Origin of the sequence: Methylobacterium sp. WL116 (genome assembly GCF_008039455.1) — a bacterium.
GTDB lineage: Bacteria > Pseudomonadota > Alphaproteobacteria > Rhizobiales > Beijerinckiaceae > Methylobacterium.
On sequence record NZ_VRUV01000083.1, the window covers coordinates 1 to 12,977 of the forward strand.

15 protein-coding genes and 1 pseudogene are annotated in these 12,977 nt (G+C 70.4%); all 16 read left to right on the forward strand.

Annotated elements, in window-relative coordinates:
- A partial coding sequence (locus tag FV223_RS09165; protein WP_187276101.1) for a CpaD family pilus assembly protein occupies nt 1-400 on the forward strand: 400 nt, incomplete at its 5' end.
- Nucleotides 401-505: 105 nt separating this feature from the next.
- Complete coding sequence (locus FV223_RS09170) at nt 506-1,750, forward strand: AAA family ATPase (protein ID WP_147726599.1); 1,245 nt, start codon at nt 506-508, stop codon at nt 1,748-1,750.
- Nucleotides 1,751-1,876: 126 nt separating this feature from the next.
- A complete protein-coding gene (locus FV223_RS09175; protein WP_147726600.1) occupies nt 1,877-3,319 on the forward strand; it encodes a CpaF family protein in 1,443 nt (480 codons plus the stop codon).
- Nucleotides 3,316-4,293 carry a type II secretion system F family protein gene (locus FV223_RS09180; protein ID WP_243934821.1) on the forward strand — a complete coding sequence of 326 codons (978 nt, stop codon included), beginning with the start codon at nt 3,316-3,318 and terminating at the stop codon, nt 4,291-4,293. The genes FV223_RS09175 and FV223_RS09180 overlap by 4 nt, the downstream gene beginning before the upstream one ends.
- A 109-nt stretch (nt 4,294-4,402) precedes the next feature.
- Nucleotides 4,403-5,365: a type II secretion system F family protein gene (locus FV223_RS09185; RefSeq protein ID WP_147726602.1), complete on the forward strand. Its 963-nt coding sequence runs from the start codon at nt 4,403-4,405 to the stop codon at nt 5,363-5,365.
- 274 nt (nt 5,366-5,639) lie between these two features.
- Nucleotides 5,640-5,966, forward strand: a complete 327-nt coding sequence (gene rplU / locus FV223_RS09190; protein WP_147726603.1) for a 50S ribosomal protein L21 — start codon at nt 5,640-5,642, stop codon at nt 5,964-5,966.
- A 62-nt stretch (nt 5,967-6,028) separates the two neighbouring features.
- Nucleotides 6,029-6,295: a 50S ribosomal protein L27 gene (gene rpmA, locus FV223_RS09195; RefSeq protein ID WP_147726605.1), complete on the forward strand. Its 267-nt coding sequence runs from the start codon at nt 6,029-6,031 to the stop codon at nt 6,293-6,295.
- Nucleotides 6,296-6,493: 198 nt separating this feature from the next.
- Nucleotides 6,494-7,093 (forward strand): GNAT family N-acetyltransferase, encoded by a 600-nt coding sequence (locus FV223_RS09200; RefSeq protein WP_147726607.1) that lies wholly within the window; start codon nt 6,494-6,496, stop codon nt 7,091-7,093.
- Nucleotides 7,094-7,300: 207 nt separating this feature from the next.
- Nucleotides 7,301-8,329, forward strand: a complete 1,029-nt coding sequence (gene obgE, locus FV223_RS09205; protein WP_147726617.1) for a GTPase ObgE — start codon at nt 7,301-7,303, stop codon at nt 8,327-8,329.
- Between the two features lie 60 nt (nt 8,330-8,389).
- Nucleotides 8,390-8,662 (forward strand): type II toxin-antitoxin system VapB family antitoxin, encoded by a 273-nt coding sequence (locus FV223_RS09210; protein WP_147726609.1) that lies wholly within the window; start codon nt 8,390-8,392, stop codon nt 8,660-8,662.
- A complete protein-coding gene (locus FV223_RS09215) occupies nt 8,659-9,063 on the forward strand; it encodes a type II toxin-antitoxin system VapC family toxin (protein ID WP_147726610.1) in 405 nt (134 codons plus the stop codon). The genes FV223_RS09210 and FV223_RS09215 overlap by 4 nt, the downstream gene beginning before the upstream one ends.
- A complete protein-coding gene (gene proB / locus FV223_RS09220) occupies nt 9,060-10,175 on the forward strand; it encodes a glutamate 5-kinase (protein WP_147726611.1) in 1,116 nt (371 codons plus the stop codon). Before FV223_RS09215 ends, proB begins: the two co-directional genes overlap by 4 nt.
- A 150-nt stretch (nt 10,176-10,325) precedes the next feature.
- On the forward strand, nt 10,326-11,624 hold the full coding sequence (locus FV223_RS09225; protein WP_147726613.1) for a glutamate-5-semialdehyde dehydrogenase: 1,299 nt from the start codon (nt 10,326-10,328) through the stop codon (nt 11,622-11,624).
- Nucleotides 11,625-11,657: 33 nt separating this feature from the next.
- Nucleotides 11,658-12,275 (forward strand): nicotinate-nucleotide adenylyltransferase, encoded by a 618-nt coding sequence (locus tag FV223_RS09230; RefSeq protein ID WP_281406272.1) that lies wholly within the window; start codon nt 11,658-11,660, stop codon nt 12,273-12,275.
- Between the two features lie 158 nt (nt 12,276-12,433).
- On the forward strand, nt 12,434-12,754 hold the full coding sequence (gene rsfS / locus FV223_RS09235; RefSeq protein WP_313898961.1) for a ribosome silencing factor: 321 nt from the start codon (nt 12,434-12,436) through the stop codon (nt 12,752-12,754).
- 11 nt (nt 12,755-12,765) lie between these two features.
- Nucleotides 12,766-12,977 (forward strand): annotated as a pseudogene (locus tag FV223_RS09240) (23S rRNA (pseudouridine(1915)-N(3))-methyltransferase RlmH); the annotation flags it as partial.

Consider the following 12,977-nt stretch of genomic DNA (forward strand, 5'->3'; position numbering starts at 1 on the left):
CCGCCGGCTCGGCGCCGAGGGCGGCGTGCCGGCCCGCGAGATCGTGGTCTCCGGCTACCCGGTCGCCGATCCCGGCCTCGCCAGCCCGATCCGCCTCAGCTTCCACCGCATGGAGGCGCGCGTCGCCGACAAGTGCGGGCTGTGGCCCCAGGACCTCGGCGAGAGCAGCCCGATCGCGAACTTCCGCAATCAGCCGTCGTGGAACCTCGGCTGCTCCACCCAGGCGACGATCGCCGCCCAGGTCGCCGACCCGGTCGACCTGGTGCGCGGGCGTCCCGAGGGCCGCATCGACACGATCCGCCGGGTCAAGGACATCGGCCAGCTTCGCGAGGGCAAGGATCCGTCAACCGCCTGGCGCCAGGATGGCAAGACGAGCGTGAAGTCCTCGGTCAGCGAGTGAGCCGCCGCGCGGCGCCACGCCCCGGCTCCGCCGACCCAGAGACCCAAACGTTAAGACTTAAGACCTAGACCCCAGACTCAAGAACCCGAACCCGAAGGCCTCGTCATGGCGGACCACCCCGAGACATCTGAGCGGATGATCGCCCCGGTGCCCCGGATCACGATCCAGGCGTTCTGCGAGGTCGCGGAGACCGCTGCGATGATCGAGAGCGCCGGGACGGACCGGCGCATGCAGAAGGCCCACCTCAAGGTCCAGATGGGGGGCGGCGCGGCCGCGGTCGAAGCCTACCGCCACGCGCCGACCCCCAACGTCATCATCATCGAGACGCAGGGTCCGAAATCCCGGCCGATGGAATGCCTCGACGCCCTCGCCGAGGTCTGCGACGCCGGCACCCGGGTGCTCGTCATCGGGCACGTCAACGACGTGACGCTGTATCGCCAGTTCATCCAGCGCGGCGTCAGCGACTACCTGATGGCGCCGGTCGAGCCGCTGACGCTGATCGCCTCGCTCTCGGACCTGTTCGCCGCCCCCGGGGTCAAGCCGGTCGGGCGGACCATCGCGGTCTACGGCGTCAAGGGCGGCATCGGCGCCTCGACGGTCGCCCACAACCTCGCTTGGTCGATCGCCCGCGGCCAGGGCGCGCAGACGGTGATCGCCGACCTCGACATCGCCTTCGGCACCGCTTCGCTCAACTTCAACCAGGATCCGCCCCAGGGCGTCGCCGAGGCGGTGTTCGCGCCCGAGCGCCTCGATTCGGCGCTGGTCGAGCGCCTGCTCTCGAAGTGCAGCGACCAGCTCAGCCTGCTCTCGGCGCCGGCGAGCCTCGACCGCACCATCGACCTGTCCGAGCCGGCCTTCGACGCGCTGATCGACCACCTGCGTGCGGCCGTGCCCTGCATCGTCCTCGACGTGCCGCACCAGTGGTGCGCCTGGTCGAAGCGGGTGCTGACCGGGGCCGACGAGATCCTGATCGTCGCCGGCCCCGATCTCGCCAGCCTGCGCAACGCCAAGAACCTGCTCGGCGCGCTGCAGCAGGGCCGGCCCAACGATGCGCGGCCCCGGGTGATCCTGAACGGCGTCGGGGTGCCCAAGCGTCCCGAGATCGGCGCGGCGGATTTCACCAAGGCGCTGGAATCGCCGCTCGTCGCCAGCATCCCGTTCGACCCGGCGCTGTTCGGCACCGCCGCCAACAACGGCCAGATGATCGCGGAGGTGCAGGCCGGCTCGAAGGCCGCCGAGATCTTCGCCGACCTCGCCGCGGCGATGCTGGGACGGCCGGAGGCGAAGCGCGCCCGCCCCAATTTGCTCGAGCCGCTCCTCGCGAAGCTCGCGCGCCGGAAGGCGTCCTGATGCCGATGCTCTCGCGGGCCGCCGTGCCCTCCCCGGCGGGCGATGCGGCCCACGCGCGGCTCGCAGCCAGATGCGCGCGGACGTCTGCGCGCCCGTCCTTTCCGACGCGATCCGAGGATTCGTCCCATGTTCGGTAGGAGGCAGGGTACCGCGGCGGCGCCGGCTGCAGCACCGCCGCCGGCCGCCCTGCGCGCGACCGCGCCGGTGCTGGTGCAGGAGAACGTGGCCGGCAAACGCATGGACGCGTCGCCCGCCGTGGTGGCGCAGGACAACCCGCGCTCGGAGGATTACTACCGCACCAAGAGCATGATCTTCGGCGCGCTGATCGAGGCGATCGACCTCGCGCAGCTCTCGCGCCTCGAGCCTGATGCGGCGCGCGAGGAAATCCGCGACATCGTCTCGGAGATCATCGGCCTCAAGAACATCGTGCTGTCGATCGCCGAGCAGGAGGAGCTGCTCGACGACATCTGCAACGACGTGCTCGGCTACGGCCCGCTGGAGCCGCTGCTCGCCCGCGACGACATCGCCGACATCATGATCAACGGCGCCAACCGCGCCTTCATCGAGGTGAACGGCAAGATCCAGCTCACCAACGTGCGCTTCCGCGACAACCAGCAGCTGATGAACATCTGCCAGCGCATCGTCAGCCAGGTCGGGCGCCGGGTCGACGACGCCTCGCCGATCTGCGACGCGCGCCTTCCGGACGGCTCCCGCGTCAACGTCATCGCGCCGCCGCTGGCCATCGACGGCCCGGCCCTGACCATCCGAAAGTTCAAGAAGGACAAGCTCACCCTCGACCAGCTCGTACGCTTCGGCGCGATCTCGCCGGAGGGGGCGGAGATCCTGAAGATCATCGGCCGGTCGCGCTGCAACATCGTCATCTCCGGCGGCACCGGCTCGGGCAAGACCACCCTGCTGAACTGCCTCACCGCCTTCATCGAGCACGACGAGCGCGTCATCACCTGCGAGGACGCGGCGGAGCTGCAGCTTCAGCAGCCGCACGTGGTGCGCCTAGAGACGCGCCCGCCCAACATGGAGGGCCAAGGCCAGGTCACCATGCGCGACCTCGTCAAGAATTGCCTGCGCATGCGGCCGGAGCGGATCATCGTCGGCGAGGTGCGCGGGCCGGAGGCGTTCGACCTGCTGCAGGCGATGAACACCGGCCACGACGGCTCGATGGGAACGCTGCACGCCAACTCCCCGCGCGAGTGCCTGTCGCGCATCGAGTCGATGATCTCGATGGGCGGCTTCACCCTGCCCTCCAAGACGCTGCGCGAGATGATCTGCGGCTCGATCGACGTCGTGGTGCAGGCCACCCGCCTGCGCGACGGCTCGCGCCGCATCACCCACATCACCGAGGTGCTCGGGATGGAGGGCGACGTCATCACCACCCAGGACGTCTTCCTGTTCGACATCGTCGGCGAGGATGCCAATGGCAAGCTGATCGGGCGCCATCGCTCCACCGGCGTCGGCCGGCCGAAATTCTGGGAGCGGGCGCGCTACTACGGGCTGGAGCGGCAACTCGGCGAGGCGCTCGACGCCGCCGCCGAGGCGTCGGGTGCGCTGTGAACGCCGCCGCGAACGTCCCGCTCGCCGTCGGGCTGGTCTTCGTGACCACGCTCGCCCTCGGCTACGTCTTCCTGATGCCGCTGCTGATGGGCGAGCGGCGGGCGACGCAGCGCCTCAGGACGATCAGCGCCTCGGCCGCCGGTAACGCGATCCGCGGCGTCACCGTGAACCGGCGCGAGCAGGTCGCGAAGACGCTCGGCGAGATCGAGGCCAAGGCCAAGGGCGCCGCCAAGGTGACCCTCGAGCTCAAGATCGCGCGGGCCGGCCTGGCGTGGTCGGAGCGGACCTACTGGATGATCTCCGCCGGCCTCGCGGTGGTGGTCGGCCTGCTCGTGCTCATGATCACCGCGAGCCCGATCGCCGGGCTGGGGGGGACCTTCGTCGGCGGCCTCGGCGTGCCGATGCTGCTGCTCCGCCACCTGCGCAAGCGCCGCATCGCGAACTTCACGAAGGAGCTGCCCAACGCCGTCGACGTGGTGGTGCGCGGCATCCGAACCGGCATCCCCGTCAGCGACTGCTTCCGCATGGTCTCCCGCGAGGCCGAGGAGCCGGTGCGCTCGGAGTTCCGGGTCGTCATCGAGACCCAGGCGTTGGGCCTGTCGCTCGGCGAGGCGGTCTCGCGCCTCTACGAGCGGGTCCCGGTGCAGGAGGTGAACTTCTTCGCGATCGTGATCAACATCCAGCAGCAATCGGGCGGCAACCTCTCCGAGGCGCTCTCCAACCTGTCGCGGGTGCTGCGCGAGCGTCGGAAGATGGCCGGCAAGGTCCAGGCGATGAGCATGGAGGCCAAGTCCTCGGCCGGCATCATCGCCGCGCTTCCGTTCTTCGTCGCGGGCATCACCTACTTCACCAGCCCGGATTACATCTCGATCCTCTGGACCACCAATTTCGGCAAGCTCGCGCTGCTGGGCTCGGCGATCTGGATGAGCATCGGCATCCTCACCATCAAGAAGATGATCGCGTTCGACATCTGAGCCCGCCTGCGGCCCGCGCCGTCCGGCAGCCCGGATCGCGCCGCGCCGGGCTCGATCACATCCGGTCGTCACCCGAAGCCCGACGGCCCTTTCGCGGAAGCCCATCGCCATGATCGACCTCATCGCCGATAAGGTCTTCGACCCGCGCACCATGGGCATCGCGCTGACCGCGGTCGCCGTGGCGGCGACGGCCTTCGCCGTGGCGCAGCCGTTCCTCGAGAGCGACAACCTCGGCAAGCGGATGAAGCTCGTCAGCGACGAGCGCGAGATCATCCGGCGGCGGGAACGCGAGCGCCTCAACACCAAGGCGACGCTGCGGATCGAGCCCAAGGCCTACATGAAGCAGGTCGTCGAGCGGTTCGACCTGCGCCGCTGGCTCGGCACCGACACGGCCAAGCGCAAGCTCCTGATGGCCGGCTATCGCGGCCAGCAATCCGAGACGACGTTCCTGTTCTTCCGCCTCGTCATGCCGATCTCGGCGACGCTGGGCTCGCTGTTCTACCTGTTCGTGCTGGAGGCGCTGGACCAGCCCTACCTGATGCGCTTCGGCATCGTCATCGCCTGCGCCTACGGAGGCATCAAGGCGCCGGAACTCTACCTCGTCAACAAGTCGAACAAGCGCAAGGCCGAGATCAAGCTCGCCTGGCCCGATGCCCTCGACCTGACGCTGATCTGCGTCGAATCGGGCATGGCGATCGAGCACGCCTTCCGGAAGGTGAGCACCGAGATCGCCGCCACCTCGGTGGTGCTGGCGGAGGAACTCGCCCTGATGACCGCCGAGATGTCGTTCCTGCCCGATCGCCGGCAGGCCTACGAGAACCTCGCGATGCGCGTCGGCCTCGAGCCGGTGAAGGCCGTCGTCACGGCGCTGATCCAGGCCGAGCGCTACGGCACCCCGATCGGCCAGGCGCTGCGCGTGCTCGCGCAGGAGAGCCGCGACCAGCGCATGAACGAGGCCGAGAAGAAAGCGGCCTCGCTGCCGCCGAAGCTGACCGTGCCGATGATCCTGTTCTTCCTGCCGGTGCTGTTCGTGGTGATCATCAGCCCGGCGATCATCCAGGCGATGCGCTGACGCCCGAGGGGCGCCGCTCCCGCCCGGCGTCGGCCACCTCGGCTCGGAAGCGCTCGCGGCGCGCGCTCTTCGAGGCCAATGCGGGCAAGCATTCGCCCCCGCAAATCCTTGACAGATCGCGTGCCGATCCCCTATCCACCGGGCACAACGCGCGGCTTCCTCGCAGAGGGCCGTGCGTTTCGCGTTGCGGCGGCCCTTCGGGCGGATCGCGACGAATGCATAAGAAGTCGGTCCAGGGCGCGTCCCGGAGGCCGTTCGAACCACGAGAGAGACGATGTTCGCAGTCATCAAGACGGGCGGCAAGCAGTATCGCGTTGCCGAGAACGACACCATCACCATCGCCAGCCTCGAAGGCGACGAAGGCTCCGCCGTGACCTTCGGCGAGGTCCTGCTGTTCACCGACGGCGACGCGACCCAGGTCGGCGCGCCGCTCCTGTCGGGCTTCAGCGTCACCGGCGAGATCGTCTCCCACGGTCGCGACAAGAAGGTCATCGCCTTCAAGAAGCGCCGCCGGCAGAACTCGCGGCGCAAGCGCGGCCACCGCCAGCACCACACGGTCGTGCGCATCACCGGCCTCTCGGCCGGTTCGAAGAGCGCGTAAGGGCGACCCCGCCCCCACGCGATCCGCACGTTCCGATCCCACGTCATTCGAAAGACTGAACCATGGCACACAAAAAAGCAGGCGGCTCGTCCCGCAACGGCCGCGACTCGGCCGGCCAGCGCCTCGGCGTGAAGAAGTTCGGCTCGGAAGCCGTGATTCCGGGCAACATCATCGTGCGCCAGCGCGGCACCAAGTGGCACCCCGGCACCAATGTCGGCATGGGCAAGGATCACACCCTGTTCGCGCTGACCGAGGGTCGCGTGGAGTTCCAGACCAAGCGCGGCCGCGCCTTCGTGGCGGTGGTGCCGCTCGCGCAAGCGGCAGAGTAGACGGCGGGCGCCTCGAACAGGCGAAGCAGGCCCCGCCGGTGTCCCACACCGAACCGGCGGATCTGTTTCTCGCATCCTGGCCACGAGGCCGGGGGGTCGAACGGAAGACGCGGGGGAGGATGGGGCGCCATCCTCCCTTTCGTCGTCTCAGCGCAACGGTCCTCCACTACGGAGGATCGCGGCGAAGGAGCCCGAACGATGTTCCCCGATCTGACCCGCGACGACGTCTTCCGGATCGAGACCCGCAGCCTGTGGCTGCGCTGGCCGCGCGCCAAGGACGTGGACGCGATCGTGCGGCTCGCGGGCGACCGGTCGGTGGCCGAGATGACCGCGCGGATCCGCCACCCGATCGACCGGATGGAGACCGAGACCTTCGTGCTGGAGGCGCGGCGCCGCAACGCCGCCGGCGAGGGCCTGGCGATGGCGGTCTCGCTCCGGTCCGACCCGGACGGCCTCGTCGGGTTCGTCGGCATCCGCGCCGACGCGGCGACGGAGGGGGCCCGCCTCGGCTACTGGCTCGGCCGGCCCTTCTGGGGCCGCGGCCTCGCCACCGAGGCCGCCGAGGCGATGGTTCACGCCTACTTCGCCTATGCCGGCGGCTCGGTGCTGTCGGCGGATGCGCGGGTGGAGAACCCGGCGTCGCGCCGGGTGCTGGAGAAGGGCGGCTTCGTCCGCACGGGAACGGCGACGGATTATGTCCCCGTCCGCGGCTGCGACCTGACATCCGATCGCTTCCGGCTCGACCGCGCCGCGTGGTCGGCCCGGTTCGGGGTCTCCGGCTGCGACCGGGCAGCCTGACGAAGCGATCGGCCCGGCGCCCTTGACGTCGCCGGACGGATCGATCGGAATCGATCCCTCGCCGTCTCGGCCCAAGGCCGAAGCGACGGGGTTCGCGGCGGAGCTGCGCAGCGTGCGCGACGCCGATGGACGGGGCCGCATCGCCGCGGCGTGAACGAGACGGGGCGGGCCGGTGGCCCGCGCCCCGACATGAAGACGAGCGACACCGTGAAATTCCTCGACGAAGCCAAGGTCTATGTCCGTTCCGGCGACGGGGGCGCGGGATGCGTCGCGTTCCGGCGCGAGAAGTTCATCGAGTTCGGCGGCCCCAACGGCGGCGACGGCGGGCGCGGCGGCGACGTCTGGGTCGAGTGCGTCGAGGGCCTGAACACGCTGATCGACTATCGCTACCAGCAGCACTTCAAGGCGCGGAAGGGCGAGCACGGCATGGGCTCGAACCGCCACGGCGCCAACGGCGCCGACGTGGTGCTGAAGGTGCCGGCCGGAACCCAGATCCTGGCGGTCGACGGCGAGCACCTGATCGCCGACATGACCCAGGTCGGCCAGCGGGTCCGGCTCGCCAAGGGCGGCAACGGCGGCTTCGGCAACGCCTACTTCACCACCTCGACCAACCGCGCCCCGAAGCACGCCAATCCGGGTCTGGAAGGCACCGAGCAGTGGATCTGGCTGCGCCTCAAGCTCATCGCGGATGCCGGCCTCGTCGGGCTGCCGAACGCCGGCAAGTCGACCTTCCTGGCGACCGTGACCTCGGCCAAGCCGAAGATCGCCGACTATCCCTTCACCACCCTGCATCCGGGGCTCGGCGTCGTGCGCTCGGATGCCCGCGAGTTCGTGCTCGCTGACATCCCCGGGCTGATCGAGGGCGCGCACGAGGGCGTCGGACTCGGCGACCGGTTCCTGGCCCATGTCGAGCGCTGCCGGGTGCTGCTGCACCTCGTCGACGCCACCTGCGAGCATGCCGGCAAGGCCTACAAGATGGTCCGGCACGAGCTGGAGGCCTACGGCGAGGACCTCGCCGGCAAGCCCGAGATCGTGGCGCTCTCCAAGGCCGACGCGATCGACGCCGACACCCTGAAGGAGCAGGTCGCCCGCCTGAAGCGCGCTGCCAAGCGCAAGCCGCTCGTCCTGTCCTCGGCCTCGGGCCAGGGCGTGCCGGAGGCGCTGCGTGCGCTCCAGGGCGAGATGGATGCCGCCGCCGAGGCCGAGCGGGTGCCCGAGGCGGCCTGGCAGCCGTGATGACGGGGGTGATCGGGTCGGTTAGCATCGCCCGAGGTTGTTGAACCTGTGGAGGTTTCGATGACGGAAGCGCTGATCGTCATGAACGACGAAGCCTTCGCTCTTGCCCATGAACTCGCGGAGCGCGCCGGCACCACGGTCGACGAGGCGGTGGTCACGGCGTTGCGAGAGCTCGACCGCCGCGTCGCGACGGTCAACGATGACCTGACACCGACGCAACGTGCCGAACGGGACGTGATCCGAGCGCTGGTCCGTGAGGCGCGGGCACATCGCATCGCGATCGTCCCCACCGATCATGACTATCTCTACGACGAGTACGGCCTGCCGGTATGATCGCGCTCGACACCTCGGTGATCGTCGCGATTGCGATGGAAGAGCCTGAAGGCGAGCGTTTCGACACGCTGGTCGCCAAGAATCGGGCGATCATCGGAACCCCGACGTTGCTCGAGTCCAGGATCGTGCTGGGCTCGCTGATGCCGGGTTTTGCCGAGGATTTTTTGGAGGTCCTGATCCTGCGGACCACGGTGCAGCCGGTCGCCTTCACGCTCCAGATGTACCGCATGGCATCCGATGCCTTCCAGCGCTTCGGGAAGGGACAAGGGCATCCGGCGCGGTTGAACTTCGGCGACTGCCAATCCTACGCCGTCTCCAAAGCCCACGATGCGCCCCTCCTGTTCAAGGGTGACGACTTCGTCCACACCGACCTCGTCCCAGCTTACGTCCCGGCGTCATGACCCCCTCCCTCGATCAATTCCGCCGCGTCGTCATCAAGGTCGGCTCGGCCCTGCTGGTGGACCGCGCCCGCGGCCGGCTGCGGCACGCCTGGCTCGCGGCGCTCGCTGAGGACATCGCCGACCTGCATGCCCGCGGGGTCGACGTGCTGGTGGTGTCCTCGGGCAGCATCGCGCTCGGGCGCACCGTGCTCGGCTTCGCGCCGGGGGCCCTGCGGCTGGAGGAGAGCCAGGGCGCGGCCTCGGTCGGGCAGATCGCGCTGGCGCGGCACTGGGCCGAGGCGCTGGGCCACCACGGCATCGTCGCCGGGCAGATCCTGGTGACGCCGCAGGACACCGAGGAGCGCCGCCGCTACCTCAACGCGCGAGCGACCGTGCTCAAGCTCCTGGAGATGCGCGCGGTTCCGGTGGTCAACGAGAACGACACGGTGGCGACCTCCGAGATCCGCTACGGCGACAACGACCGGCTCGCGGCCCGCGTCGCCACGATGATCGGCGCCGACGTGCTGGTGCTGTTCTCCGACATCGACGGCCTCTACACCGCCCCCCCGAATGCCGATCCGGACGCGCGCCACCTGGCCGTGGTCGAGCGGATCACGCCCGAGATCGAGGCGATGGCCGGCGGTCCCGCCTCGGAGCTGTCGCGGGGCGGCATGCGGACCAAGGTCGAGGCCGCCAAGATCGCGGTGTCGGGCGGGACCCACATGATCATCGCCGACGGCCGCGAGAAGAACCCGCTCCGCAGCGTCGTCGCGGGCGGCCGCTGCACCTGGTTCCTGTCCGGTTCCACGCCCACCGCAGCGCGGAAAACCTGGATCGCCGGGTCGCTCGAGCCGCGCGGCACCCTGGTGATCGACGACGGCGCGGCGCGCGCGCTCGACGGTGGGGCGAGCCTGCTGCCGGTCGGCGTCTGCGGCGTCGAGGGCAGCTTCGGCCGGGGCGACGCCGTGCTGATCCGCGACCGCGCCGGGCGGGTGCTGGGCCGCGGCCTCGTCGGCTACGACAGCACGGAGGCGGCGCTGATCCAGGGGCGCCCCAGCACGCAGATCGCCGACCTGCTCACCTATCCGGGACGGGCCTGGATGGTGCATCGCGACGACTTGGCGATGTTCTAGAACCGGTCGCGCCGCGTCCATGACTGGATACGAGCGCCTTCGAAACGTTCCGATCTTTGCCGCGGCGCTTGTTTCGTGCTGCCCGAGGATGCAGATAAGTCGCAGCTTCGTAGGCGGCTCGGGGAAGGCCGCCGACCTGGGATGATGCCCGTGCCAGTCCTGAACATGCGATCCGGCTTCGCGTCGGCCGACGACCTCGCCGAGCAGATGAACGGCATCGGCCGGCGCGCCCGCGCCGCCGGCCGCAAGCTGGCGCTGGCCTCGGCCGAGACCAAGGACGTGGCGTTGCGGGCCATCGCCGAGCGCCTGCGCGCCGACCGCGCCGTCATCCTGCGCGAGAACGCCCGCGACGTCGCCGCCGCGAAGGCCGCCGGGCAGAGCCAGGCGCTGATCGACCGGCTGACCCTCGACGAGGGCCGCCTCGCGGCGATCGCCGACGCGGTCGAGAAGATCGGTGCGCTGGCCGACCCCGTCGGGCGCCAGGTCGCGGCCTTCGAGCGCCCGAACGGGCTGCTGATCGAGCGCATCGCCGTGCCGCTCGGCGTCGTTGGCGTGATCTTCGAGAGCCGCCCGAACGTCACCGCCGATGCCGGCGCGCTCTGCCTCAAGGCCGGCAACGCCGCGATCCTGCGGGCCGGCTCGGACAGCCACCGCAGCGCCATGGCCATCGCCGAGGCGATGCGCGCCGGGCTCGAGGCCACCGGCCTGCCCGCGGACGCGATCCAGATCGTGCCGACGAAGGACCGCGCCGCGGTCGGCGCGATGCTCGCCGGCCTTGACGGCTGCATCGACGTGATCGTGCCCCGCGGCGGGCGCGGCCTGGTCGAGCGCGTCCACGCCGAGGCGCGGGTCCCGGTCTTCGCCCACCTCGACGGCATCTGCCACGTCTACGTCGCGGCCGCCGCCGACCTCGGCATGGCCCGGACCATCCTGCTCAACAGCAAGATGCGGCGCACCGGCATCTGCGGCGCCACCGAGACGCTGCTGGTCGACCGCGCCTGCGCCGGCACCCATCTCGCCCCCCTCGTCGCCGCCCTGCTCGACGCCGGCTGCGCAGTGCGCGGCGACGCCGACGTGCAGGCGGTGGACGGTCGCGTCACGGCGGCGACCGAGGCCGACTGGCGCACCGAGTACCTCGACGCGATCATCTCGGTCCGCGTCGTCGACGGGCTCGAGGCGGCGATCGAGCACATCGAGACCTACGGCTCGCACCACACCGACGCGATCGTCACCGAGGACGGCGACGAGGCCGTCCGCTTCCTCGCCGAGGTCGATTCCGCGATCGTGGTGCACAACGCCTCGACCCAGTTCGCCGATGGCGGCGAGTTCGGCTTCGGCGCTGAGATCGGCATCGCCACCGGCCGCATGCATGCGCGCGGCCCGGTCGGCGTGGAGCAGCTCACCACCTTCAAGTACCGGGTCCACGGCAGCGGCCAGACGCGCCCGTGAGCGGCGCGGTCTCGCCTACCGTGATCCGCGCCGTTGCGTGAGGGCGCGCTGCCGCCCGCGTCGCCGGGGATGCGGATCGGCCTGTACGGTGGCTCGTTCAACCCGGCGCATGCCGGCCACCTGCATGTCGGCACCATGGCGCTGCGCCGCCTGCGCCTCGACCGGGTGTGGTGGCTGGTCACGCCCGGAAACCCGCTGAAGCGCGGGCGGCCGATCGCGCCGCTCTCCGAGCGCTGCGCGCAGGCCGCCGTGGTGGCGAAGGGCGATCCGCGGATCGCGGTGACCGGGTTCGAGGCGGCGATCGGCGCCCGCTTCACCCGCGACACCCTGCGCTGGCTGGTGCGGCGGCGGCCGGGCATCCGCTTCGTCTGGATCATGGGGGCCGATTCGCTGGCGAGCTTCCATCGCTGGAAGGGCTCGGCCGAGATCATGGGCCTGATGCCGGTCGCGGTGATCGACCGCCCCGGCCACACCCTCAGCGCGCCGAGCGCGCGGGCCGCCCGACGGTTCTCCGCCGCCCGCATCCCGGAATCGGACGCCTCCGCCCTGCCGGGCATGGCGCCCCCGGCCTGGGTGTTCCTGCACGGCCCGCGCTCGCATCTCTCCTCGACGCAGATCCGCGATGCGCGGAGCGGCACCGGGGAACCTTGAATTACCGCCCGGAACCGGCCAAAGTCGTCGGTTCAACGCAGGCGCGCGTCGCCACTGCCGATATCCGAGGAATTAGGACGCTGTCCGAGTCGCTCCACACGGGAACCCAGGGTTCCGAGACCGCCGCCCTGGCCAGGGTCGAAGACCTGAGGACGCTCGTGCTCGGGTGCCTCGACGAGATGAAGGCCGAGGAGACGATCGCCATCGATCTCGCCGGCAAGACCTCGATCGCCGACACGATGATCATCGCCTCCGGACGGTCGCAGCGTCACGTCGGCTCGATCGCCGACCACATCACGCAGGAGATGAAGGCCAAGTCCTTCGGCACCGCCCGCGTCGAGGGCATGCCGGCCTGCGACTGGGTGCTGATCGATGCCGGCGACATCCTCGTCCACATCTTCAGGCCCGAGGTGCGCGGCTTCTACAACCTCGAGAAGATGTGGGGCTCCGACCGCCCCTCGGGCGTCTCCGCCGATTGAACGCCGACCCGTTGCGCCTCCTCGTCGCCGCGATCGGGCGCCTCAAGAACGGGCCCGAGCGGGACCTGACCGCGCGCTACTGCGAGCGTGCGGCCCAGCTCGGTCGCGGCCTTGGCTTCCCCGCCTGCGACATCGCCGAGATGGTCGAAAGCCGTGCGCGGCGCGCCCCCGACCGCTGCGCCGAGGAGGCGTCCGGGCTGCTCGCCCAGGTGCCGGCCGGCGG

Bases quoted from the DNA above. Each gene is read 5' to 3' on its own strand.
- FV223_RS09170 (WP_147726599.1), top strand. From the start codon at position 506: ATGGCGGACCACCCCGAGACATCTGAGCGGATGATCGCCCCGGTGCCC.
- FV223_RS09175 (WP_147726600.1), top strand. From the start codon at position 1,877: ATGTTCGGTAGGAGGCAGGGTACCGCGGCGGCGCCGGCTGCAGCACCG.
- FV223_RS09185 (WP_147726602.1), top strand. From the start codon at position 4,403: ATGATCGACCTCATCGCCGATAAGGTCTTCGACCCGCGCACCATGGGC.
- rplU (WP_147726603.1), top strand. From the start codon at position 5,640: ATGTTCGCAGTCATCAAGACGGGCGGCAAGCAGTATCGCGTTGCCGAG.
- rpmA (WP_147726605.1), top strand. From the start codon at position 6,029: ATGGCACACAAAAAAGCAGGCGGCTCGTCCCGCAACGGCCGCGACTCG.
- FV223_RS09200 (WP_147726607.1), top strand. From the start codon at position 6,494: ATGTTCCCCGATCTGACCCGCGACGACGTCTTCCGGATCGAGACCCGC.
- FV223_RS09210 (WP_147726609.1), top strand. From the start codon at position 8,390: ATGACGGAAGCGCTGATCGTCATGAACGACGAAGCCTTCGCTCTTGCC.
- FV223_RS09215 (WP_147726610.1), top strand. From the start codon at position 8,659: ATGATCGCGCTCGACACCTCGGTGATCGTCGCGATTGCGATGGAAGAG.
- proB (WP_147726611.1), top strand. From the start codon at position 9,060: ATGACCCCCTCCCTCGATCAATTCCGCCGCGTCGTCATCAAGGTCGGC.